The 24,567-nt window shown below is 56.5% G+C and carries 21 protein-coding genes; 6 read left to right on the forward strand and 15 right to left on the reverse strand.

Annotated features, from left to right (window positions below; translation table 11 throughout):
* The first annotated feature begins 10 nt into the window (after positions 1–10).
* The 4 genes from NBV64_RS19180 (at position 11) to NBV64_RS12825 (ending at position 5,352) form a co-directional block, all read left to right on the forward strand.
* Complete coding sequence (locus tag NBV64_RS19180; protein WP_425541739.1) at positions 11–2,758, forward strand: THUMP domain-containing class I SAM-dependent RNA methyltransferase; 2,748 nt, start codon at positions 11–13, stop codon at positions 2,756–2,758.
* 213 nt (positions 2,759–2,971) lie between these two features.
* Complete coding sequence (locus NBV64_RS12815; RefSeq protein ID WP_026483072.1) at positions 2,972–3,490, forward strand: RDD family protein; 519 nt, start codon at positions 2,972–2,974, stop codon at positions 3,488–3,490.
* A gap of 43 nt (positions 3,491–3,533) precedes the next feature.
* Complete coding sequence (hslO, locus tag NBV64_RS12820) at positions 3,534–4,445, forward strand: Hsp33 family molecular chaperone HslO (protein WP_009456504.1); 912 nt, start codon at positions 3,534–3,536, stop codon at positions 4,443–4,445.
* A gap of 79 nt (positions 4,446–4,524) precedes the next feature.
* On the forward strand, positions 4,525–5,352 hold the full coding sequence (locus NBV64_RS12825) for a hypothetical protein (RefSeq protein WP_250755908.1): 828 nt from the start codon (positions 4,525–4,527) through the stop codon (positions 5,350–5,352).
* A gap of 360 nt (positions 5,353–5,712) precedes the next feature.
* On the opposite strand, the gene ftsB is transcribed toward NBV64_RS12825, so the two are convergent.
* The 4 genes from ftsB to NBV64_RS12845 all read right to left on the reverse strand — a co-directional run bounded on the left by ftsB (position 5,713) and on the right by NBV64_RS12845 (position 9,722).
* Positions 5,713–6,018, reverse strand: coding sequence for a cell division protein FtsB (gene ftsB / locus NBV64_RS12830; protein ID WP_009456508.1), 306 nt, complete (start codon positions 6,016–6,018; stop codon positions 5,713–5,715).
* A 45-nt stretch (positions 6,019–6,063) separates the two neighbouring features.
* Positions 6,064–7,350, reverse strand: a complete 1,287-nt coding sequence (gene eno, locus NBV64_RS12835) for a phosphopyruvate hydratase (RefSeq protein WP_009456510.1) — start codon at positions 7,348–7,350, stop codon at positions 6,064–6,066.
* 354 nt (positions 7,351–7,704) lie between these two features.
* Positions 7,705–8,151, reverse strand: coding sequence for a MarR family winged helix-turn-helix transcriptional regulator (locus tag NBV64_RS12840; protein ID WP_021446859.1), 447 nt, complete (start codon positions 8,149–8,151; stop codon positions 7,705–7,707).
* Positions 8,152–8,153: 2 nt separating this feature from the next.
* Positions 8,154–9,722 (reverse strand): MFS transporter, encoded by a 1,569-nt coding sequence (locus NBV64_RS12845; protein WP_031232598.1) that lies wholly within the window; start codon positions 9,720–9,722, stop codon positions 8,154–8,156.
* Between the two features lie 164 nt (positions 9,723–9,886).
* Between NBV64_RS12845 and NBV64_RS12850 the strand changes: the two genes are divergently transcribed.
* A complete protein-coding gene (locus tag NBV64_RS12850; protein WP_250755909.1) occupies positions 9,887–10,612 on the forward strand; it encodes an SDR family NAD(P)-dependent oxidoreductase in 726 nt (241 codons plus the stop codon).
* A gap of 125 nt (positions 10,613–10,737) precedes the next feature.
* Here the strand turns inward: NBV64_RS12850 and NBV64_RS12855 are convergent, their stop codons facing one another.
* The 8 genes from NBV64_RS12855 to NBV64_RS12890 all read right to left on the reverse strand — a co-directional run bounded on the left by NBV64_RS12855 (position 10,738) and on the right by NBV64_RS12890 (position 18,021).
* Positions 10,738–11,022, reverse strand: a complete 285-nt coding sequence (locus tag NBV64_RS12855) for a DUF1330 domain-containing protein (protein WP_009456520.1) — start codon at positions 11,020–11,022, stop codon at positions 10,738–10,740.
* 18 nt (positions 11,023–11,040) lie between these two features.
* The gene (gene kdsA / locus NBV64_RS12860) at positions 11,041–11,892 is read right to left on the reverse strand and encodes a 3-deoxy-8-phosphooctulonate synthase (protein WP_009456521.1); all 852 of its coding nucleotides are present in this window, start codon (positions 11,890–11,892) and stop codon (positions 11,041–11,043) included.
* Positions 11,893–11,968: 76 nt separating this feature from the next.
* Positions 11,969–12,349, reverse strand: coding sequence for a VOC family protein (locus tag NBV64_RS12865; RefSeq protein ID WP_009456523.1), 381 nt, complete (start codon positions 12,347–12,349; stop codon positions 11,969–11,971).
* Positions 12,350–12,437: 88 nt separating this feature from the next.
* Positions 12,438–14,084, reverse strand: a complete 1,647-nt coding sequence (pyrG, locus tag NBV64_RS12870) for a CTP synthase (protein ID WP_009456525.1) — start codon at positions 14,082–14,084, stop codon at positions 12,438–12,440.
* A 148-nt stretch (positions 14,085–14,232) separates the two neighbouring features.
* The gene (locus NBV64_RS12875) at positions 14,233–16,011 is read right to left on the reverse strand and encodes an aminopeptidase P family protein (RefSeq protein WP_250755910.1); all 1,779 of its coding nucleotides are present in this window, start codon (positions 16,009–16,011) and stop codon (positions 14,233–14,235) included.
* Between the two features lie 93 nt (positions 16,012–16,104).
* Positions 16,105–16,758, reverse strand: coding sequence for a CoA transferase subunit B (locus NBV64_RS12880; RefSeq protein ID WP_009456529.1), 654 nt, complete (start codon positions 16,756–16,758; stop codon positions 16,105–16,107).
* Positions 16,759–16,777: 19 nt separating this feature from the next.
* Positions 16,778–17,476 (reverse strand): CoA transferase subunit A, encoded by a 699-nt coding sequence (locus NBV64_RS12885; RefSeq protein ID WP_009456533.1) that lies wholly within the window; start codon positions 17,474–17,476, stop codon positions 16,778–16,780.
* Positions 17,477–17,598: 122 nt separating this feature from the next.
* A complete protein-coding gene (locus tag NBV64_RS12890; protein ID WP_009456536.1) occupies positions 17,599–18,021 on the reverse strand; it encodes an acyl-CoA thioesterase in 423 nt (140 codons plus the stop codon).
* Between the two features lie 182 nt (positions 18,022–18,203).
* Between NBV64_RS12890 and NBV64_RS12895 the strand changes: the two genes are divergently transcribed.
* Complete coding sequence (locus NBV64_RS12895) at positions 18,204–19,850, forward strand: electron transfer flavoprotein-ubiquinone oxidoreductase (RefSeq protein ID WP_035272529.1); 1,647 nt, start codon at positions 18,204–18,206, stop codon at positions 19,848–19,850.
* Positions 19,851–19,935: 85 nt separating this feature from the next.
* Here the strand turns inward: NBV64_RS12895 and NBV64_RS12900 are convergent, their stop codons facing one another.
* From NBV64_RS12900 to NBV64_RS12910, 3 genes are all read right to left on the reverse strand, one after another.
* Positions 19,936–20,823 (reverse strand): DMT family transporter, encoded by an 888-nt coding sequence (locus NBV64_RS12900; RefSeq protein WP_031232600.1) that lies wholly within the window; start codon positions 20,821–20,823, stop codon positions 19,936–19,938.
* A 164-nt stretch (positions 20,824–20,987) separates the two neighbouring features.
* Positions 20,988–22,973: an acetate--CoA ligase gene (gene acs, locus NBV64_RS12905; protein WP_250755911.1), complete on the reverse strand. Its 1,986-nt coding sequence runs from the start codon at positions 22,971–22,973 to the stop codon at positions 20,988–20,990.
* Positions 22,974–23,070: 97 nt separating this feature from the next.
* Positions 23,071–24,375: an MFS transporter gene (locus NBV64_RS12910; RefSeq protein WP_026483086.1), complete on the reverse strand. Its 1,305-nt coding sequence runs from the start codon at positions 24,373–24,375 to the stop codon at positions 23,071–23,073.
* Between the last annotated feature and the right edge of the window lie 192 nt (positions 24,376–24,567).

Consider the following 24,567-nt stretch of genomic DNA (forward strand, 5'->3'; position numbering starts at 1 on the left):
TACCTTATTCATGTCAGACCAATCTGAACGCAAGACACTAAGCCTGAACCCAGGCGCTAAAAAGAAAGCCAGCAATGCGGAACCCCGCGTGCGCTCGGGTGCGCGCGCACGTGCAGCCAGCCTGCAGCAAGACCGCCTGGGCGGCCCCAAGCGCGAGGCCCGCCCCTACGTAGAGAAACGTGACCAGGACCGCCGCGAGCGCCCTGCTTTCAACCGCGACCGCGCAGATCGTCCTCAATCGGGCGAGCGTCGCGAATTTTCAGGCGAACGCCGTGAGCGTCCCGCATTCAACCGTGATCGCGACAGCCGCCCACAATCGGGTGAGCGTCGTGAGTTCTCCGGTGAACGCCGGGAATTCTCGGGCGAACGTCGTGAACGACCCGCATTCAACCGTGACCGCGACAGCCGCCCACAATCGGGCGAGCGTCGTGAGTTCTCCGGTGAACGTCGGGAATTCTCGGGCGAACGTCGTGAACGACCCGCATTCAATCGTGACCGCGACAGCCGTCCACAATCGGGTGAGCGTCGTGAGTTCTCAGGTGAACGCCGGGAATTCTCGGGCGAACGCCGTGAACGTCCTGCATTCAACCGTGACCGCGACAGCCGCCCACAATCGGGTGAGCGTCGTGAATTCTCCGGTGAACGCCGTGAGCGTCCCGCATTCAACCGTGACCGTGACAGCCGTCCCCAATCGGGCGAACGTCGTGAATTCTCCGGTGAACGTCGTGAACGTCCTGCATTCAACCGCGATCGTGACAGCCGTCCGCAATCGGGTGAACGTCGTGAATTCTCCGGTGAACGCCGTGAGCGTCCCGCATTCAACCGTGACCGCGACGGCCGTCCGCAATCGGGCGAACGTCGTGAGTTCTCCGGCGAGCGCCGCGAACGTCCTGCATTCAACCGTGACCGTGACAGCCGTCCCCAATCGGGCGAACGTCGTGAGTTCTCCGGCGAGCGCCGTGAACGTCCTGCATTCAACCGTGACCGTGACAGCCGTCCCCAATCGGGCGAACGTCGTGAATTCTCCGGCGAGCGTCGTGAACGTCCTGCATTCAACCGCGATCGTGACAGCCGTCCGCAATCGGGTGAACGTCGTGAATTCTCCGGTGAACGCCGTGAGCGTCCCGCATTCAACCGTGACCGTGACAGCCGTCCCCAATCGGGCGAACGTCGTGAGTTCTCCGGTGAGCGTCGTGAACGTCCTGCATTCAACCGTGACCGTGACAGCCGTCCGCAATCGGACGAACGTCGTGAGTTCTCCGGTGAGCGTCGTGAACGCCCTGCATTCAATCGTGACCGCGACAGCCGCCCTCAAACAGGCGAGCGCCGCAATTTCTCGGGTGAACGCCGCGAGCGTCCCGCCTTCAAGGGCGACAAGGAATCTTCGGAGCGTACCCCTGCCGGCAAAATGCCCAGCAAGCTGTTTAGCCCGGCCGGTGACTCCGATGCCTTTCCTCAATATGTCTCGCCTATTCAGCGTGTAGACAGCCCCCAGGCCCCCAAGCCCGGTCAGCGCCTGCCCGATAGCAATATCGAGCAAAACGAGCGCGTCCAGGTCAAGGCTCTGCAAGGGGAACGCTACCGTCTGTTTGCTCCCTGCCCACAAGGGCTGGAAGAAGCGCTGTCGCTGGAACTGCAAGCACTAGGCTACGAGAACGTTCAAACCGGCCGTGCGGGCTGCCATTTTGATGCGGACTGGATCGGTGTCATGCGTGCCAACCTGTCCTCGCGACTGGCGACACGCATTTTGCTGGAAGTCTCGCACGCTCCTGTCACCAACGAAGAGGACATTCTGGCTCTGGCCCGAGTGACTCCTTGGGAACGCTGGTTCGGCCCCGAGCAGACACTGCGTGTCGACACCTCAGCAGTACGCAGCCCCATGCAAAGCTTGCAGTATTGCAATCTGCGCGCCAAAGACGGGATTTGTGACCGTCTGCGTGACCTGGAAGGTGCACGTCCTTCCATCGACACCGTACGCCCGGATGCCAAGGTGCACTTGTTCCTGGACGAAACCAGTGCCACCTTCTATCTGGACACCAGTGGCGAGTCCCTGTTCAAGCGCGGCTGGCGTCACGACAAGGGCGATGCGCCTTTGCGTGAAAACCTGGCAGCGGGCCTACTGGCCCTGTCTGGCTGGGACCCCAGCAAGCCTTTGATCGACCCCTTCTGCGGTAGTGGCACGATTCTGATCGAAGCGGCCTGGATGGCCCTGGGAGCTCCTCCCGGCATCTGGCGCCCCTTCCACTTCGAGCGTCTACGCTGCCACGATCAGCGTTTGTGGCGCGACATCAAAGACGAAGCACGTTCCATGATCGCTCCTCGTCTGGATACGCCGCTGATTGGCTACGACATCAACCCCACCGTTCTGGATGCAGCCCGTTCCAACCTGGAACGCTCGCACCTGACGCTGGAGACGATTCGCTTCGAGCAAGGCGATGCCCTGAAGATTCGTCCCGAAACGGAAGCCGGCTGGATTGTCACCAATCCTCCTTACGGCGAGCGCCTGGAACATCAGGACGAGGATTTCTGGCCCAACTGGGCCAGCAACCTCAAGCAAAACTTCGCCAACTGGAGCGTGAACATGATCAGCAGCGACCTGGAGCTGCCACGTCATATGCGCCTCAAGCCCAAGCGTCGTTACCCGCTGTACAACGGTGCTCTGGATTGCCGTCTGTTCTGCTTTGACATGGTTCCGGCCAGTTATCGCAATAACGAGACAGCCTCGGACGCCAGCGAAGACTCAGCCAGCGCCGAATAAGCGTCAAGCCGTCTTGCACAAGGCGACAAGGGCCAAGTCCATGAAAATGGCTTGGCCCTTGTTTATTGGGACAAGCCCCCATATCTTGATTACTTTTCTACCCTTCTGGGGCCCGCCCGACTCCATGCCTTCTGTTCCAGCCTTGAACTGGCAGCATTCCGTTAGGCAGCGATATACGCGATAATGGCAGTCTTCCCTGCCTCAAGACGCACCATGACACCCACTTTCACTACTCCTGGCCGCTGGCGACGCTTTGCCTGCATGATGTATGAATCCATCCTGCTGTTTGGCGTTATTTTCACCACCGGCTATCTGTTTGATACCTTGACCCAAAGCCGTAGCGGCCTGGATCTGCGTCATGTGCGTCAGGTCGTTCTATTTATTGCGCTGGGGATTTATTTCGTGCTGTGCTGGCGCAAAGTGGGCCAGACCCTGCCCATGAAAACCTGGCATATGCGACTGGTAGACGAGCAAGGTCAGATTCCTGCCCTGCGTACCCTGCTGCTGCGTTATATTCTGCTATGGCCCCTGCCCTTGCTGGGAGCTTTGCTGGTTCAGCTTCTGTCTGGCTACACAGGCTATGCGTCCACGGACCTGCTTATCGTGTTTACGCCTTTTCTGAACTTCATCTGGACCTGGTTCGACAAAGACCAGCAGTTCCTGCACGACCGTCTTAGCAAGACTCGCCTGATCGATGCGCGCCCTACCCGTGTTACTTCGGCAGCCACCTGAGCAGGCAGGCTGCCTCTTCATTTTTTAGTAGTACAGCAAAGTCATGACTGACATTTTAAAAAAATACTTGTTCGCCGACCAAAGCACACGAGCCCAGATTGTTCATCTTGAGCAAGCCTGGCAAATGGGTCTGGAACACCAGCACTATCCTGCCTGCATCCGCGACTTGCTGGGCGAGCTGGTAGCCGCTTCGGTACTGCTGGCGGGCAACCTCAAGTTTGACGGCTCCCTGATTTTGCAAATCCAGGGCGACGGCCCGATCGCCTTGCTGGTGGTGGAATGCACGTCCGACATGGACATACGCGCAACGGTGTCGCTGCGTGAGAACCATCCCGTGCCCCAAACCGGCACCTTGCAAACCCTGCTCAACCCCCAAGGCCAAGGCCGCTTCACCGTAGTACTGGCCCCGCGTCAAAGCAGCAAGGATTTCCGCCCCTACCAAGGCGTGGTGCCTCTGGAAGGCGAGACCGTTGCCGAGGTTCTGCAAACCTATATGCGCACCTCCGAGCAGTTGGATACCCACCTGTGGCTGGCCGCCGACGAAAACCGTTGTGCAGGGCTGTTGCTGCAACGTATCCCGCCCCAAGGCGGCCACAGCCTGGCGCAAAATCTGGACACCTGGGAACGCGCCCTGGCGCTGGGCTCCACCGTCCAGACACAAGAATTGCTGCAACTCGATAGCGACACCTTGATTCATCGCCTGTTCTGGGAAGAAGACCTGCAAGTCTTTGAACCTCAGTCCGTGCGCTGGCATTGCCCCTGTTCCCGTCAACGCGTCAGCAATATGTTGCGCATGCTGGGCCGGGCAGAAATCGAGCAAATGCTGGCAGAACAAGACACCATCAATGTGTCCTGCAACTTCTGCGGCAAGCCCTATCAGTACGATGCAATTGACTGCGCGTCCCTGTTTGTCGACAAGGGCGATACCCAGCCTGGTGACGATACCCTGCACTAAGCAGAAACCGCTACGAAGGACTACACCCGCACAAGTCCTTCTACCAAGCTAAAAGACACTCAGCCATGATGACAACATCATGGCTGATTCTTTTTCCTCACCCCATCATCAATCTGGTTTGGCAGGCACCCACATCATGGTAGCCCTACTGGCCATCATCCTGCTTAGCTGGCTGGTGCTGGACGTGCTGACGCTGTACTCCTTGCGCGTACGCCTGCAACACGGTCTCTTGCATACCGCTCGCCAGGCCAGCGTGCAGCATGCCCGACCTGAAACCATTGCCTCGGCATTCAGCCAAACACTGGCCGCCGCCAAAGTGCCGCTACACGATCAGTGGCAAATCCAGATCCTGTCGCCCTCACCACAGGCTTTTATGCTGCATGGCAGGCCTTCCCGGCTTCATGAGGGGCGTACAAGCATTACCCAGGGCTGGCAGCCGCAACAAGCAGATCAAGCCAGCCACGGCGGCCCCAGCATCTACCAGGCCAACACATTGCACTTGTACCTGCTCTATGCCCATAAGCCGGGCCCTCTTTCCTTGCTTCGCCTGCTACCCAAGCTTGCTGCCAGCATGCCTGGCCCTCCAGGTTCGGCAGCAGTCTGGCTCCGCCTGGAAATCAGACACACCATGCAGTCTGATGCCGTGCAGTGGGATGACTTGGCTGACGGTCGGGTCGTCTATGCCCAGCAGACTGAAAACAAGCATGCCTTGCCAGTTTCCCAAACAGGCTGGTCAGCAGATATAGAGCCAGCGGAAATACCATCAACGGACGGGAGTGCTCGTCTTCCCTCATGGAGTGACTCTATTCAAGGGCCTGGTGCTAGCGCCTCCTCTCCAGAACCAGCCGTACCCACCCCAGACTCAGGAGGAGCTGAATCCCCGCCCCCAAACCCTGCCTGCTACTAACTGCCGCGCTATTCGGGGCGGCTTCAGGAGTCGGCAGCATAGGACGCTATAAACGCATTCCTGCCACAAGTGGTAGACAGAGTTACCGCCTCTTGTGGCCGTAGTCGGGGCAGTGAAGGGAACAAGGAGAAGGAAAGCACGGATAAGGCCGTCACAAAACCAACAAAGCCAAAGGAACTCGATAGCTACTCTGCCACCACTCCGACCCTGAAATGCCTGCGACTTATAACCAAGCCCGATCCAGGCCCACATACAAAGGGCGCAACAAAGCCCGGATCAACGATCCAAACATAAGGTAGAAGAGTAATCAGAAATGAACTGGCCGATCGGCAGTTCCAGCAGCGCCTTGCGCGCTACTTCTTAACGTGGGCTGCTTGTCGTAGCAGCCGAACCACCGGGAGGCACAATCTGCACGAAGATCTCGCCTTCACGCATCATGCCAAACTCGCTACGGGCGCGCTCTTCAACTGCGTGTGTACCCGAGCGTAAATCCTGAACCTCGGCCAGCAAGGCGTTATTACGCGCCGTCAGGGCTTCATTGGTTTCTTTTTGCGCGACCAGCCTGGTCTGCATTTGCCGTACATCCAGCCAACCGCCTTTGCCCCACCATAAAGCGTAATGGGTTACCAGGGTCAGGCACAGAAGAAGCAGGACGATAAGGCGCATGGCGATATAAGAACCGGGTCTTCCGACCCGGTTCATCAAACAGAATTAGCGCAGATTATAGAACGCTTCGCGACCTGGGAAGGTAGCAACTTCTGCCAATTCTTCTTCAATACGCAACAACTGGTTGTACTTGGACATGCGATCGGAACGGGACAGGGAGCCTGTTTTGATCTGCATGGCGTTCGTTGCCACAGCGATGTCCGCAATCGTGGAGTCTTCGGTTTCACCCGAACGGTGCGAAATCACGGCGGTGTAACCAGCGCGCTTGGCCATTTCGATGGCAGCAAAGGTTTCGGTCAGGGTGCCGATCTGGTTGATCTTGATCAGAATGGAGTTGCCGATACCCAGCTCGATGCCCTTCTTCAGGATCTTGGTGTTGGTTACAAACAAATCGTCACCAACCAACTGGATCTTGTCGCCCAGTTGCTGGCTCAGAATGCGCCAGCCGTCCCAATCGTCTTCGGCCATACCGTCTTCGATGGAGATGATGGGGTACTTGTCGCACCAGTTGGCCAACAGATTGGCAAAGTCTTGCGAGCTCAGGGACACGCCGCCTTCGCCAGCCAGGTGGTATTTGCCGTCGCGGTAGAACTCGGAAGCGGCGCAGTCCAGGGCCAGAGCGATCTGGGTGCCAGGCTCGTAGCCAGCTTGTTCGATAGCGCGCAGGATCAGTTCGATAGCGGCTTCATGATTGGCCACGTTAGGAGCAAAACCACCCTCATCGCCCACAGCGGTGGACATGCCTTGATCGTGGATCAGGCCTTTCAGGGTGTGGAATACTTCTGCACCCATGCGCAGCGATTCGCGGAAGCTCTTGGCACCCACGGGCATGATCATGAATTCTTGCAGATCCAGGGTGTTGTTGGCGTGTGCACCACCGTTGATGACGTTCATCATTGGCACGGGCATGGCCATGGCACCACTGCCACCAAAGTAGCGGTACAGGGACAGACCCGAATCATCAGCAGCGGCACGGGCCACAGCCATACTGGCAGCCAGCATGGCGTTAGCGCCCAAGCGGCTCTTGTCTTCGGTGCCGTCCAGCTCGATCAGGGTACGATCGATAAAGGTTTGTTCTTGAGCATCCAAGCCCATCAAGGCTTCGGAGATTTCTGTGTTCAGGTTCTCGACAGCGCGCAAAACACCTTTGCCCAGGTAACGGCTCTTGTCACCATCACGCAGCTCCAACGCTTCGCGAGCGCCAGTGGATGCACCAGATGGAACGGAGGCACGCCCCATAGCGCCCGATTCGAGCAATACATCACACTCCACCGTTGGATTACCACGGGAGTCCAGAATCTCGCGGCCAATAATATCTACGATTGCACTCATGATTTTGACAGTCCTGCCTGAAGTAGCATTAAGCTAGATAAGTTAAACAATCCTGCTGCCGGGCATATCGCCGTAAGCCGATGTGAAAATCAGCTTGAAAAGGCGCCTAGCCTGGAAGTTGAAAAGATCAGCAAGCGCGACAGCTATAGTGCAATCAGCGCCCCCTGCCCTCCTGCTAAAACAGGATTGTACCTGCCCATGACACAGCCGTGCCATGTCTGGTCCCGAAAGCTGGAAAAAAGCCTGGATTCAAGACCCTGCCTTCATCCGGATCGAAACCGGCACGTGTTTATTATCACCAGAAATTCCGAGACTAGGCGGCGTCTCTGTAAATACAAAAAGTACCGATACGTCTCAAAGTAAATCTTTGTCGGCCGCTTTCAACAAGGCGCTTTCCCAGTTGCCCAGCAAGGTGATCAACTGATTCAGATCCTGATCAGAGAAGTCTTGCAGCATGGCTTCCACCAGACGACGCCGCCGGGGCAAGGTAGCTTCCACCAGCTCGCGGCCAGCGGGGCTTAGACGCACATTGGTCAGCCGGTTGTCCTGCTCATCCGTGAAACGCTCGATCAGCCCCAGGGACTCGATGCTTTTAAGCTGCCGTGTCACCGCAGCCGGATCAATGCGCAGCAGACGCACCAACTGCTTTTGAGACAGACTGCCCTCTTCCTGGTACAAGGAAATCAGGATACGCCAGCGTGGCAAGGGCATCCCCAACTGCTGATCAAATGCCGCCATCAGGCTGCGATACGTGCGCCCCAGCTGCTGAGCCGCTTGAAGTTGCGGAAATTCATTCATCATGTTCAAGACTGTTCTTGACGATTAAATCGTATCGGTGGCACTTTGCGTACCCAATAAAAACACCAGACTATCAGCAGCAAGGTCACGGCCATCCCCATATTGACGGCATGTGCCAGGGCGTCGCGGGCCAAGCCCAGATACACCAGCCCTTCCTGCCCGGCCTGCTCCAGAAACTGCGTCTGCTGACTCGCGCTCATCAGAACTTGCGGATCTTGCAGGGAGTTGACCAGGCTTGTGGGCAAAGCCGCCAATTGCGTGCGGATGGCCTCCCCATACTGGTAATTGATCAGGGTTCCAACCACAGCAGTACCCAACATGCCACCCACCATGCGCATGGACTGTAGCATGGCCGTGGCGATGCCCAGCATGGAGCGTTCCACAATTTCCTGCGCAAATACCGTCAGATTGGGCATGATGCAACCGACCCCAGTGCCGGCAATAGTGGCATAGATCACAAAATGCCAGTGCGGATCGGTTTTCTTGATGAACACCATACCCAGGCAGGCGATGGTCAACAGCACCAGACCCAGATACAGCATCAAGGTAGGACGACGCAGACGCGTAATCGTACGGCCATTAATGATACTGCCCACCGTAATGAACACGACCAAGGGCGTGATCAACAAACCGGCGGTTTGTGGTCGCAGGCCATACCCCCCTTGCAACAACAAGGGCGCATAGAACAAGAGACCAAACAGAATAAAGCCCAAGCCCGCAGACAAAACCAGCAAAGAGAATTGGGCTGGGCTACTGAACAAGACCAGGGGCAGCAAAGGTTCTGCCACCCGTCGCTCCCAGGTCACCAGCAGAACAAAAGCAGCCACACTGCACAGGCCAAGCAAAACCATCAAATAGCTGCCCCCATATTGCGGCAGCAACTCTACCAGCAACTGGATACAGGCCAAACCGACCATCAACAAGAAAGCACCCAAGTAATCCATGCGGACCTGGGTTTGACGAAAATGACGGATCTGCGGCAAATAGCGATAGACAAAATACAGGCTTAACAAACCCACGGGCAGATTCACATAAAACACGGAGCGCCAGCCATAGTGCTCGGTCAGAATTCCGCCCAGAAAGGGCCCTATCCCGTTCGCAATCCCAAAGGAAGCGCTCAGCATGACTTGCCAGCGCAAACGCACACGGGGGTCCGGAAACAGATCAGGCACACAGGCAAATGCGGTCCCCACCAGCATGCCCCCCGCAATCCCTTGCAAGGCACGTGCCAGTACCAGCTGCAACATGCTTTGCGCCATGCCGCAGAGCACGGAAGCCAGGGTAAACAAAACGATGGACACCAGCACAAAGCGGCGGCGTCCATAAAAATCTCCCAGACGGCCAAAAATAGGCACGGTAATCACTGAAGTCAGCAAATACGCCGTTGCCACCCAGGCATACAGTTCAAAACCATGCAGCTCGGAGACAATGGTGGGCAAGGCTGTCCCGACCACGGTCTGATCAATTGCCACCAACATCACCACAAAGCACAGCCCCATCATCGCCAGTATGGATTCTGTGACTGACAAGACCCGCCCCGGCGTCTTTTGTGCTGTTTCCGATACGTTTACCATTTCCATTGACCATGCAATTATTGCCTAGTCAACAATTTTACGAGAGTGATAAAAACCTGACAAGCGCTGTCTGAATCAACCCATATCCCGGCATCCCGGTACACAATAGCGACCATCCGGAAAGCACCGCTTTCCAAGCACATCCCCCCCCATAGGAAAACAGTATGAATATCATGATTGTCGGTGCCAGCATGGGGCTGGGACGCGCCTTGATGGACGGCCTGGCCCAAGACGGCAACACGCTTTATGGCGTGGCTCGCCGGACACCCCCGCCATCGGCCAGCCCGCTCAGTCCCGATCCCGGCATCAATCAACACTGGATCAGTGCCGACTTGTCCCAGCCTGACGCCGCCAGCCAATTAGCAGCCGCCTGCCCGGAATCACTGGACGTGCTGATTTATAACCTTGGGATTTGGGAAGACACTGCCTTCAGTGAGGATTACGATTTTCTGTCGCAAAACGATCAGGCCATCCGTCGTCTGGTCGATGTGAATCTGACTGGAGCCTTATTGGCCATACGTCATCTGCTGCCTCATTTACTGCGCAGCAAACAGCCCCGCCTGATTCTGACTGGTTCCACCTCGGGTCTGCGCCAAAGCGGTCGCCCAGAAGTTGCCTTCGGAGCGACAAAATTTGCCTTGAATGGTTTGGCAGACAGTCTGCGTGAAGGCTATAGAGATCAAGGCCTGGCCGTCACTTGCCTGCAACTGGGCTACCTGAATACGGAAGACGGCCTGGATGTGCCACTGCACGCCGCCGCAGAGCGTGACCAGGGCGAGACGATTCCAGTGCATGACGTGCTCACGATTGTGCGTAGCCTGCTGCAACTGTCTCCCGCCAGCTTCATACGTGAGCTGACCCTACCAGCCCTGCGTGATCCGCGTTTCTAAACAGCCACACAACTCCTTCCTGCCATCGTGCTCAAGAAGGTCGGGCTGTGTCCCTGCAAGCATCAAAAAAGGGAGTGTTTTCACACTCCCTTTTTCCTGCCTGACTACATGGCGTAGTCCGCTTCTTACAGACCCTGCACCACGTACATCGTCATGTTGGCAGCACCCTCACGTGCTTGACGAGCACGGCGGTATTCCTCGGAATCGTGGAACGCCTGGGCCTGTTCCAGTGTGTCGAACTCCATAACCACGGTACGCAAAGGCGCATTGCCTTCCAGAGTGACCGTTTCACCGCCACGTACCAACACTTTCACGTTGTGGGTTTTCATGGCAATGCTGGAAAACTCCTGGTACTGCTTGTACTGCTCGGGGTTGGTTACTTCGACATTAGCAATCAAAAATGCGGACATAGTGTCTCCAAACTACTTTTAATAGCCGTGCTGCAAGGCACCGCTGTTTTTAACAATCGAATCGATCTGCTGCAATGTCCGCAGCAAGTCTGCCATCTGCGACAGAGGGACAGCATTCGGGCCGTCAGACAAGGCCTTGTCCGGGTTAGGGTGAGTTTCCATGAACACGCCCGACACACCCGCTGCGACAGCAGCACGCGCCAGGACGGGCACAAACTCACGCTGACCACCCGATGTCGTGCCCTGCCCGCCCGGCAACTGTACCGAGTGCGTGGCATCAAACACGACCGGGCAATCCGTGGCGCGCATGATCGCCAGGGACCGCATATCGGACACCAGGTTGTTGTAGCCAAAGGAAGCACCACGCTCACAGACCATGATGGTGGAGCCATCTCCGCCCATTTCCATCGCTGCCGCACGTGCTTTTGCCACCACCTGCACCATATCCTGAGGAGCCAGGAACTGGCCCTTCTTGATATTCACGGGTTTCAGGGTAGCAGCGCAGGCCTGAATAAAGTCGGTCTGACGGCACAGGAAAGCCGGGGTTTGCAGCACATCCACGACGGCCGCCACATCATCGACCTGGTCCTTGTCGTGCACATCGGTCAGGACCGGCACTTTGTAGTGCGAGCGCACATCCGCCAGAATCTGCAGACCTTCGGCCATGCCGGGGCCACGATAAGACTTGTCCGAACTCCGGTTGGCCTTGTCAAACGAGCTTTTGTAGATAAAGGGGATACCCAGAGCCGAAGTAATCTCAGCAAGCTGGCCCGCTGTATCAAACGCCATTTGACGCGATTCAATCACACAAGGGCCAGCGATCAGAAAAAAGGGCCGATCCAGGCCAACGTCGTAACCGCATAAATCCATAATAGACCTCGTTTCAGTATTTCTGCATTCTCCCACATTCCTGACGGCGCTGCTGCACCGCAGTGCAGCAAGCCTGTCAGCCCAATCGTTCGGAGATTTCGATCAGGTTCAAGTCCGGGTCGCGCACATAGACTGAGCGAATCGGGCCGGTAGCTCCTGTACGCTGCACCGGCCCTTCAATAATGGGCCAAGCTTGTGACTGCAGATGCGCGATCACCTGCTCCAGCGGAATGCTGGCAATAAAGCACAGGTCCAGCGCCCCCGGCACCGGCAAATGCGCCTTGGGCTCGAACTCCTGCCCACGCACATGCAAATTGATCTTTTGCGAGCCAAAGCTGAAGGCAATGCGTCCTTGCCCAAAGACTTCCTGCTTCATGCCCAACACTTGTGTATAGAAATGGGTTGTGGCTTGCGGGTCGGTACAGGTGAGCACCAAATGATCCAGCTGTTCGATCATGACCACTCCCAGGAAAGCGGGCAACACACTCTGTCGCCCCGAATGAAAAAGCCCGCGTAGCGCGGGCCTTTTCAGTCATACCAAATTATCAGGCTGATTTTTTCTGGTGGTCCAGAGCAGCTTTGATATAGCTGGTAAACAGCGGATGGCCATCACGCGGAGTGGAAGTGAATTCCGGATGGAATTGCACGCCCATGAACCAGGGATGATCAGGCAATTCCATGATTTCTGGCAGGTTCTCGGTAGGAGTACGAGCGGAAATCACCATGCCCACTTCTTCCAGACGTGGCACATACAAGGTATTCACTTCGAAACGGTGGCGGTGACGTTCATTTACTTCCGGACCGTAAATGGCTTCAGCACGCGAACCTGGCTTCACTGGGCAACGCTGTGCGCCCTTGCGCATGGTGCCGCCCAAATCGGAGGAACCATCACGGTGCTCAATCTTGCCTTCGCGGTCTGCCCATTCGGTAATCAAGGCCACAACCGGGTGCACGGCCGATGGATCGAATTCGGTCGAGTTCGCGCCCACCAGATTGCCCACATTGCGAGCAAATTCAACCACCGCCAATTGCATGCCCAGGCAGATACCCAGGAATGGCACGCCGTTTTCACGAGCGTATTGAATGGCGCGAATCTTGCCTTCGGTACCGCGTTTGCCAAAGCCGCCTGGCACCAGAATGGCGTCCAGACCTTTCAGGCAATCGGTGCCTTCGTTCTCGATGACTTCGGAATCCAGGTACTCGATATTGATACGGGTACGGGTGTGAATACCGGCGTGAACCAGTGCTTCGCTGAGCGACTTGTAGGATTCGGTCAGGTCTACGTACTTGCCGACCATACCGATACGCACTTCGTGCTCCGGATTTTCCAGGGCCTGTACCAGACGATCCCACATGGACAGATCAGCCGGTGGAGGCGACAGCGCCAGTGCATCGCACACCAGGCTGTCCAGACCTTGCTTGTGCAGCATGGCTGGAATCTTGTAGATGGAATCCGCGTCCCACACCGAAATCACGGCGTCCATGGGCACGTTGGAGAACAGCGAAATCTTGGCCAGTTCGTCGTCAGGAATGACGCGATCCGCACGGCACAGCAAAGCGTGTGGGTGAATACCGATTTCACGCAGCTTTTGCACCGAGTGCTGGGTAGGTTTGGTTTTCAGCTCGCCTGCCGATGCAATGAAAGGCACCAGCGTCAGGTGAACAAAAGCGGTGTTGTTGCGGCCCAGACGCAGATTCATCTGGCGGGCAGCTTCCAGGAAAGGTTGGGATTCGATATCACCCACTGTGCCGCCGATCTCGACGATGGCAACATCGGCCTCACCATTGTAGGCAGCCTTGGCGCCACGAATGATGAAATCCTGGATTTCGTTGGTGATGTGCGGGATAACCTGCACGGTCTTGCCCAGATAGTCCCCGCGACGCTCTTTGCGCAGCACGGATTCGTAAATCTGGCCCGTGGTGAAGTTGTTGACCTTGCGCATGCGAGCGGAAATAAAGCGCTCGTAGTGGCCCAGGTCCAGGTCGGTTTCCGCACCATCCTCAGTAACAAACACTTCACCGTGCTGGAAGGGGCTCATGGTGCCCGGATCTACGTTGATGTAGGGATCCAGCTTGAGCATAGTCACGCGCAAACCGCGGGACTCCAGGATGGCAGCCAGGGATGCAGCCGCAATACCTTTGCCCAGGGAGGACACAACGCCTCCCGTTACGAATACATATTTGGTGGTCATTATAAAAGGCGCCTGAGGTCAAATCAGGCGATAGCGGGAAATTTGGATTATAACGGCAAGCGCCCATGCTTGGCGACCCGACTAGTGGCATTTCACAGCGGAAATACCACTAGCCCTTGCAGCTATTGACAAGAGCAGAGGGTGGCGATCAGATCGCCTGCGTCCTTTGCTCAAGCCACTTGCGTGCATCCCCCTGAACACGAGGCAAGAGACGTTCACGCACTTGCTGATGATATTCATTGAGCCAGTTACGCTCGGCAGCCGTCAGTAGTGCGGCATCTATACAACGCGTATCAATGGGGCACAGGGTCAGGGTTTCAAAACGCAGGAACTGCCCGTACTCGCTGCGCAGGGCCGGAACCGCCGCCACCAGATTCTCGATGCGAATGCCCCATTGGCCGGGACGGTACAAGCCAGGCTCGTTGGAGGTAATCATGCCGGCACGCATGGCGGAATGAGGCCCGATACGACCGCGCCAGGAAATGGACTGCGGGCCTTCATGCACATTCATGAAGTAACCCACGCCATGGCCAGTGCCATGACCAAAGTCCAGGCCCTGCTCCCACAAAGGCTGACGGGCCAGTACATCAATTTGCTGACCGGCAATGCCTTCCGGGAACACCAGCATGGACAAGGACACCATGCCTTTGAGCACCAGCGTGAAGTCACGAATCTGCTCGGCAGACACCTGACCTACCGGCACTACACGGGTAATGTCGGTCGTCCCGCCCTGATACTGCCCACCCGAGTCGATCAGCAATAAACCATTGCCGTCGATGTGGGCATGGGACTGCTGGGTAGCCTGATAGTGCGGCATGGCACCATTGGCGTTATAGGCGGCAATCGTGCCAAAGCTGGGGCTGACAAAACCTTCCTGACGAGCACGCGCCGCGCAGATATGTTCGTCCACATCCAGCTCATTGACATCGCTTTGCTGTTCAAACCAGGCAAAGAACTCGCACAAGGCAGCGCCGTCTTTTTCCATGGTTTCACGCACATGATCCAGCTCGGCATCGGTCTTGCAGGACTTGAGCAATTGAGCGGGATTGATGTGTTCGACCACATTCAAATGCGCAGCCAGTTGGGCGGCCCAGGCCGTGGTCCGAGCCATATCCAGCAAGATGGGCATGGATGCCGGCAAGGCGCGCATGAAGGAGGACAGTTCGGTATAGCCTTGAACTTGCACGCCATCCACAGCCAGCGCCTCCTGTATGCCTGCTGACAGCTTGTTGCTATCCACAAACAGAAACGCCTGATCCGGGCCTATCAGCAGGTACGACAGGAACACCGGGTTATAGGACACATCGCTGCCGCGTAAATTCAAGGTCCAGGCAATATCATCGAGCGCACTCAGCAAATGCCAATGTGCCCCCTGCTCCTGCATGGCCGCCCGCGTGCTGCTCAAGTTTTCCTGACGAGTGCGGCAGGCAAACGGGGGTAAATGCTCCACCACCTGACCAACAGGTGCAGCAGGTCGCTCCGTCCAGATAGGGCTGAGCAAGTCAGCCTCCAGAACCCATTCCAGCTCTGGCGTCGCTTTTTGCCAGGCCAGCAGACTTTGTGCCGACACCGACTGGCTATCCAGTGCGACTCGCGACTGGGCAGGCAAATGTTCCGCCAGCCAGTTGGCTGGCTCCGGCACCCCGGCCTCGCCCGCACGTTGCAATTGAATGCCGCTACCTTCCAGCTCCTTGGCAGCCTGTTCCCAATAACGGCTATCGGTCCACAAACCGGCCCAATCTGCCGTCACCACCAGGAGCCCGGCCGACCCGACAAATCCGCTTAGCCACTGACGGCTTTTCCAGCGATCGGGCAGGTATTCAGACAGATGGGGGTCAGCTGTAGGCCAGATACTTGCCTGCACGGACTGAAATTGCATTTGTTCGCGCAGCGCCTGCAAGCGTGCGGCAACGGGGGGATGGGCCATGCCAACTTCCTTTACATAAACAGCGTTCACGCACCGATCAAGCATAAAAAAAGCTCCGACTCGCGCCGAAGCTTTTTTAGCCAGAGAGACCGATCAGGCCAAAGCACTGACGTCCAGCGGGACGCCTGTCTTGGACTGAATGTACTCAAGGCTGACTTCTGGTGCCAACTCAAGCAACTTTAAACCATTTTCCGTCACTTCCATCACCCCCAGATCGGTAATGATGAGGTCAACTACCCCCACGCCCGTCAGGGGCAAGGTGCAAGAAGGCAGAATTTTCAGGTCTTCTGTGCCGTCTTTCTTGGTGGCCACGTGTTCCATCAGAACCACGACACGGCCAACGCCAGCGACCAGGTCCATGGCACCACCCATACCCTTGATCATCTTGCCGGGGATCATCCAGTTGGCCAGATCACCCTTTTCCGACACCTGCATGGCACCCAGAATCGCGATATTGATCTTGCCGCCGCGAATCATGGCAAACGAGTCTGCCGAGGAAAAGATGGACGAACCGGGCAAGGTGGTGATGGTTTGCTTGCCTGCGTTGATCAGGTCAGCGTCAATCTTGTCCTCAGTCGGAAAGGGGCCGATACCCAGCAAACCGTTTTCCGACTGCAGCCAGACCTCAATGCCTTCGGGCACGTGGTTGGCAACCAGCGTAGGCAAACCGATACCCAGGTTGACGTAAAAGCCGTCCTGAAGCTCCAGAGCGGCGCGTGCCGCCATTTGATCTCTATTCCAAGCCATTATTATCTTGCCTCGCTAATCAGGAAGAACGAACGGTACGCTGTTCAATGCGCTTTTCGGGCTGGGCATTGAGCACGATACGGTGCACGTAAATGCCGGGCAAATGCACATCATCCGGGTCCAGGCTGCCGGTCTCGACAATTTCCTCGACCTCGACAATGGTGATTTTTCCAGCCATGGCCACGTTCGGGTTGAAGTTGCGCGCGGTCTTGCGAAACACCAGGTTGCCGCTGCGGTCGGCCTTGTAAGCTTTAACCAGCGACACATCGGGCACCAGGGCCTCTTCCATCACGTATTGCTGACCATTGAACTCGCGGATTTCCTTACCGTCAGCCACGATAGTACCCACACCCGTTGCGGTAAAGAACGCAGGGATGCCTGCGCCACCGGCACGCAGCTTTTCAGCCAGTGTGCCCTGAGGAGTGAACTCCAGTTCCAGCTCGCCCGCCAGATACTGGCGCTCGAACTCCTTGTTTTCGCCCACATAGGAGGAAATCATCTTGCGGATCTGGCGTGTTTCCAGCAACTGACCCAGACCAAAGCCATCCACCCCGGCATTATTGCTAATGCAGGTCAGGTTTTTGACTCCGCTATCGCGCAGCGCAGCAATCAGCGCTTCGGGAATTCCGCACAGGCCGAATCCACCTACCGCGACTGTCTGTCCGTCGGCAACGACCCCCTGCAACGCCTCCTTGGCGCTTGGATAGACTTTATTCAATTGACTCTCCAATAACTCTTTAATTGGCCTAAACAGCAAACTTTGCCCAATAATGCCGCTATGCACCATACAGTGCTATCAGGCATTCTACGACTTGACTATGCTTTCCGTATACGTAAAGCTTAACCCTGAAAAACCGAGTGTATCTGTTTACGCTCATCTTCGGTCCAAGGTTGTGAGCCGCCTTGGGGGTTAATGGACACGAGCACACAGCGGCCACGTGCATAAATGACATCAGCTTGATTTGCGTCACATACAAAGACTTCCAACTCAATGCTGCTGCCACCGACTTTCAGCAATTTGTGCACAATCCGCACAGTGGCCGGATACAGGACCGAACGCAGGAAATCCAGGCTGGCGTGCGCCAGCACCCCGGTACGTGGAGAAGGTGGCACCATGCCCAGCTTCATCATTAACTGGACACGGGCTTCCTCGATGTAGCGAAAGTAGACCGTATTGTTAACATGATTCATGGCATCCAGATCGCCCCAGCGCACGGCAATATCAAAAGTGGCTCCTGCACCAGAATCTACTACTTGTGTCATTACATGCTCTCCTTACTGATATTTACTGATGAAGCCGGAAGCCAAGGGGCACTGCCTCTGGCCTCTGAACTCAAAACGGGATTGCTCAGACTACAATACAATCGACCGTACGCACAGTACACGAATTTCACCCGCCAACAATCAAGAACAAAGCGCTAAGCCGTAATAGGAGATCAGCAGCAATGTCTGAACGTGAATCGATGGAATATGACGTTATTATCGTCGGCGCTGGCCCTGCAGGCCTGGCCACCGCGATACGTCTTAAACAGCTCGCCCAAGAAAAAGAACAAGAAATCAGCGTCTGTGTCCTGGAAAAAGGCGCTGAAGTGGGTGCCCATATCCTGTCAGGCGCTGTCATGGACACGCGCGCCCTGGACGAGCTGCTGCCAGACTGGAAAGCGCAAGGCGCTCCTATTTCGGTAGAGGTGACTGAAGACAAATTCCTTTTCCTGACCGAAAAAGGCGCACGCAGCACCCCGATGTGGTTGCTGCCTGACTGTTTTAAAAACCATGGAAATTACATTGTTCGCCTGGGCAATGTCGTGCAATGGATGGGTGAGCAGGCCGAGGCCCTGGGCGTGGATATTTTCCCCGGCTTTGCCGCTGCCCACATTCTGTATGACGACAACGGCGCGGTCCGTGGCGTCCTGACGGGCGATATGGGTGTGGCCCGCGACGGCACGCACACCGCCCACTATCAACCCGGCATGGAACTGCTGGCGTCCTACACCATTTTTGCCGAAGGTTCGCGTGGCCACCTGGGCCGTGAGCTGACCGAGCGTTTCAAGCTGGACGAGTCCCGCAATGCCCAAAGCTACGGCATTGGCATTAAAGAATTGTGGGAAGTAGACCCCTCCCAATCGCAGCCCGGCCTGGTGATCCACACCGCTGGCTGGCCACTGGATTCGGACACCTACGGCGGCTCTTTCCTGTACCACCTGGATAACAATCTGGTCATGGTCGGGATGGTAGTCGGTCTGGATTACGCCAACCCCTGGCTGTCTCCCTTTGAAGAATTTCAGCGCTACAAAACCCACCCTGCCCTGCGCGCCACGTTTGAAGGCGGCAAGCGCATTGCTTACGGGGCTCGCTCCCTGACCGCCGGTGGTCTGCTGGCGCTGCCCAAGCTCAGCTTCCCCGGTGGTGCTTTGGTCGGTTGTGATGCCGGTTTCCTGAATGCTTCGCGCATCAAGGGTAGCCACGCTGCGATCAAATCCGGCTCCCTGGCCGCTGAGGCCGCTTTTGAAGCCTTGCAAGCCGGACGCAAGCAAGACGAGCTGTCACAATTTGCCGAAAAGTTCAAACAGTCCTGGCTGCATGAGGAGCTGAACAAGGCCCGCAACTTCAAGCAATGGTTCAAGAAAGGCCGCTCGATTGCATCCGTCATGACCTTTGTGGAGCAAGGCCTGTTCAAAGGAAAAATGCCTTGGACACTGCGCAACAACAAGCCTGACCACGCCTGTTTGCAGCCTGCAGCCGAATGCGCGCGTATCGACTACCCCAAGCCAGATGGCAAGATCACCTTCGATCGTCTCAGCTCCGTGTTTATTTCAAACACCAACCACGAAGAAGACGAACCTGTCCACCTGACGCTGAAAGATCCGTCCGTTCCTGTGGCGGTGAACCTGGCTCGCTACGGTGGCCCCGAAGCCCGTTTCTGTCCGGCTGGCGTATACGAGTTCATCAAGACTGAAACCGGCGACGACAAGCTGCAGATCAATGCACAGAACTGCGTGCACTGCAAAACCTGTGACATCAAGGACCCCACCCAGAATATCGTCTGGGTTCCCCCGCAAGGCGGCGAAGGTCCGGTGTACAACGGCATGTAAAAACAAATCTGGCCTTGGTGTCACCGCCAAGGCCAGAAGTATTAATGTCGAAAAAGCCACCCCTCAGGGTGGCTTTTTTTTTGCTCTATGACTTGCGAGATCGGCTGGGCCAATTCACTACGAACAGCCCCAATAGAATCAGGCCTGTCCCCATTAACTCCAGTTGAGTTGGCCATTCGTCCAACAACAGCCAGGCCAGCAAAACAGTCAGTGCAGGCACGCCCAGACTGGACATCCCCGCCAAGGTCGCGCTGACACGACTGACTACCGCCATCCACAGCAGCCAACCTACCCCAGTTGCAATCACGCCCAGGTACAGAACGCCACTGAACATCTGCCATTCCATCACGATAGGACGCTGGGAAATCAGGAAGCTCAAGGGCAGAACAATCACAATCCCCAGAAGACACTGCCAGACTGTGGCATTGAGCAGCTCCACTCGATGACGCTCAAATAGCTGTTTGGAGAAAACCGCCCCCAAGGCCCAGCTCACGCCACTCAATGTCGCCAGAACCGAACCAAGTATGCCGCCCATTCCTTCCCAGGGCGCAATCAGAAGCATCAAGCCCAAAATCGCGGGCACCATACCCATTACGTGACGTTTCTGAGGTCGTTGCCCCAACATGGGCCAGGACAACAGCAGAATCCAGATTGGCATGGTGTAGGCCAGGGCCACCATCTTGCCTGCCCCACCGGCTTGCAAGGAAAACTGGCTAAGCAGTTGAAAGCCGGTAGTCTGGAAAATGGCAACACCCAGGCTCAGCTTCCATGGCGTAGGCCGTAAATGCCCGCCTTTAAGACGCAGCACCAGCCATAAAAAAACAAATGCCACCGCATAGCGTGCTGCAATCAGATCCACTGGCCCGATGTAGACAGTCATCGCCTTCATCACGACCCAACTCATGCCCCAGGTCAGTACCACCAAGCCCATCAGCGCCAAAGCGCCCCTGTCTGCCTGCTGTTCCCCGCTCAAACCTTTCCCCTTTTCTTTGAATTCATGGACCGATGTTTTGGCCACGGACTCAATGCTAGGCTAATTCCACACTGCGCAGGTTTTCAGTAACAAAATAATCAGGAGAAATAAAAAAACCCTGGCTCTGCAAAGAAACCAGGGTCAAACAGGAACTACCAAAAAAATTAGTGTGCTTCGGACAACTGATCCAGAATGGCCGGATTCTCCAGCGTGGATACGTCTTGGGTGATCGGCTCGTTATTGGCAACAAAGCGCAGCAAACGACGCATGATCTTGCCCGAACGTGTCTTGGGCAGGTTTTCACCAAAGCGAATCTCACGAGGCTTGGCGATAGGACCGATTTCCTTGCCTACCCAATTGCGCAGCTCAGCGGCAACCTTGTCGGCCTCTTCGCCGGAGGGCAGATCACCATTCAGCACCACAAAGGCCACAATGGCTTCACCCGTCGTGGGGTCAGGCTTGCCCACAACAGCGGCTTCAGCGACCAGCGGGTGTGCCACCAGGGCAGACTCCACTTCCATCGTGCCCAAGCGGTGACCCGAAACGTTCAGCACGTCGTCGATACGGCCCATGACCCAGAAGTAACCGTCAGTATCACGCTGTGCGCCGTCACCGGCCAGGTAATAGCCTTTCAGCTCGGGGGGGAAGTAGCTTTTCACGAAACGGTCTGGATCGCCCCAGATGGTGCGGATCATATTGGGCCAAGGCTTGCGAATAACCAGGAAGCCGCCATTGCCGCGTTCCGCTTCTTCACCCACCTCGTCCACAATGGCAACGTCCATGCCGGGGAACGGCAGGCCGCAGGAACCGGGTTTCAGGGGAGTGGCGCCAGGCAAGGGAGTAATGACGTGACCGCCGGTCTCCGTTTGCCACCAGGTATCCACAATAGGGCAACGCTCGCGGCCCACATTCTTGAAATACCACATCCAGGCTTCGGGGTTGATGGGTTCACCCACCGAACCGATGATGCGCAGGGTATCCAGATTGTATTGCTTGGGATGAATGGCCTCGTCCGCCTCGGCTGCCTTGGTCAAGGAGCGAATAGCGGTAGGTGCGGTGTAGAACACCGTCACGCCGTGGCGTTCAATCATGTTCCAGAAACGGCCGGCATCCGGGTAGGTAGGCACGCCTTCAAACACAACCTGCGTCACGCCGGCAGCCAGAGGGCCGTAAGTAATGAAGGTGTGGCCTGTTACCCAACCGATATCGGCGGTACACCAGAACACATCGCTGTCCTTGGCATCGAAGGTCCACTGCACGCTCAGTATGGCACCCAGCAGATAACCTGCCGAGGAGTGCTGCACGCCTTTAGGTTTGCCCGTAGAGCCGGAGGTGTACAGAACAAACAGAGGGTGCTCTGCATTCACGGACACGGCTGGGCACTCGCTACCTTGACCTTTGACAGCATCTTCCCACCACAGATCGCGACCTTCATGCCAGGCAACGGGACCGCCCGTGCGCTTGTACACAATGACGTGACGCACGGCTTCGCAGTCACCGCCGCTCAGGGCTTCGTCAACTGCATTTTTCAGGGGGATGGCACGGCCACCACGACGCTGTTCGTCAGCGGTAATGACCAGGGAGGCACCCACGTCCACGGCACGTTCGTGCAGGCTCTTGGCCGAGAAACCACCAAACACGACGGAGTGAGTAATACCCAAACGGGCACATGCTTGCATGGCCACAATGGCCTGCACCGACATGGGCATGTAGATCAGGGCACGTTCGCCCGTCTTGTAACCCAGGGCTTTCAAACCATTGGCAAACTGGCAAACCTGTTCATACAGTTCGCGGAAGGTCACTTTGGTGACTTCACCACCGTCGGCTTCAAAGATCAGTGCAGTTTTGTTTTCAGTGGGGGTGCCAAGGTGCTTGTCCAGACAGTTGGCCGAGACGTTCAGCTCGCCATCATGGAACCACTTGTAAAACGGGGGCTTGCTGTCGTCCAGAACCTGGGTAAAAGGCTTGGTCCAGACCAGACGATCGCGGGCCAACTCCGCCCAGAAACCGGGGTTGTCCTGCTCGGCTTTCTGGCAAAGCTCCTGGTAGGCCGCCATGCCAGCAATGCTTGCTTCGCGTTCCAGTTTGGGGAACACGGGAAAGACTCGGCTTTCCGACAGGACGGATTCAATAGACGTTGGACCGCTCATGGTGTTGGCTCCTTTATTTTCCAGATTTGGTGTTTTTTTTGGGCCACGCATGGGCAGCCCAGCTTAATTTTATATAAACGTAACGCGCCTTACTTACTCAATCCTGACAACTGAGATCGGCTTGATTCTTGGCCAAAATGCCGCGCTGAAAATTCAAACGCGACAGGATCAGCAGGCCCGCCAGAAAGAATAATCCCGTGCAGGCCAGAGCCAAGCGGTGGTTCCCGCCGCTTAGCCAAGTCACCAGACCGTAAGACAGCGGACCACATACTGCGGCCAGTTGAATGGCAAAGGTCCACAAGGCGAAAAACTCAGCCAGACGACTCTTGGGAGCCAGCAGTCCAACCATGGCTCGCCCCGCACTTTGGCTACTCCCTATGCATAGCCCGGCGACGGCTGCCGCCGCCCAGAACCCCGCCAAGGAACGCGTGCTGACAGCAATGCCCACCATGACCAGCCAGGCACACAGCGTCAGTGCCAGAGCACGTCTATGGCCGATGCGATCCTGCACATGTCCAAACAACAAAGCCCCCACAGCGGCCGCAATATTGACGGTAAAGATCAGTGTCATGGTTTGCGCCATGGTGAAACCCATGGCCTCGGTGGCATACACCGCCGACAAAGTAATAATGACGGCAATCCCGGCTTGATAGGCAGCACCACATAACAACAAGGTGCGGAAATCGGGAAAATGCTGATGCACATCACGCGCCGATGCAATCAGGCGCGACAACATGCCCTGCTGCTCTGCCCCGCTGGGTGCACTGCGTTCGCGCAGAAACAGAAAAGAAGGCAAGGCTGACAAGGCAAACAAGGCAGCCGTAATCAGGGCAATTCCCGGCACATACTCCTGAGCCGTCCACCCTTGCGAGGTCGCCCAGGTCAGAAAAGCCAGGGAAAGTCCCAAGGCCAACATGCCACCAAAATAACCAAAACCCCAGCCCCACCCGGAGACACGCCCCAAGGCGTCAGGCCGGGCAATTTCCGGCAAGAAAGCGCCGATGATGGACTCGCCTATGCAGTAGCAATAATTGGATAAAGCGATAAAAACCAGGGCCCAGACGATGTCATTGGGACCGGCCCAATACAGCATCACGGTTGCCGACACACAGCCTATGGTGCTGCTGAACAAAAGTCGCCTTTTGCCTTGACGTGCATCGGCTTTTGCACCGAGCCCCGGCATGGTCAACATGATGCTCAAATACGAAGCGGACAAGGCCAAGGTCCACGCCAAGGTAGCCCAGCTGCGGCCTTCGGCGACGACACCAACAAAATAGGCACTGTAAACACTGGTCAAAATGACGGTGGTGTAGCCAGAGTTTGCGAAATCATACATAGCCCAAGCCCACAACTCGCGCAGCCGTACTCCTTCGTTCAGGGCTTTCCCTAGGGCCTGTCCCATAAATCGCATCATTCAATCCCTATAAACAGTAAAACTTCGCTCTATTTCGGCTAACTTCCAACAAGTCAGCAAGAAGAGCACTGGACCCATGCACAGGGCCTGAAAACCGCTGTCAGCCGCACTTTGCAACAGTATGATTCAATCGCAAAATACACTCCTACAATGCTTTACGGTGCAATTATCATCCGGTAC

The sequence above is a fragment of the Alcaligenes sp. DN25 genome (assembly GCF_023674485.1).
Lineage (GTDB): Bacteria > Pseudomonadota > Gammaproteobacteria > Burkholderiales > Burkholderiaceae_B > Alcaligenes > Alcaligenes phenolicus.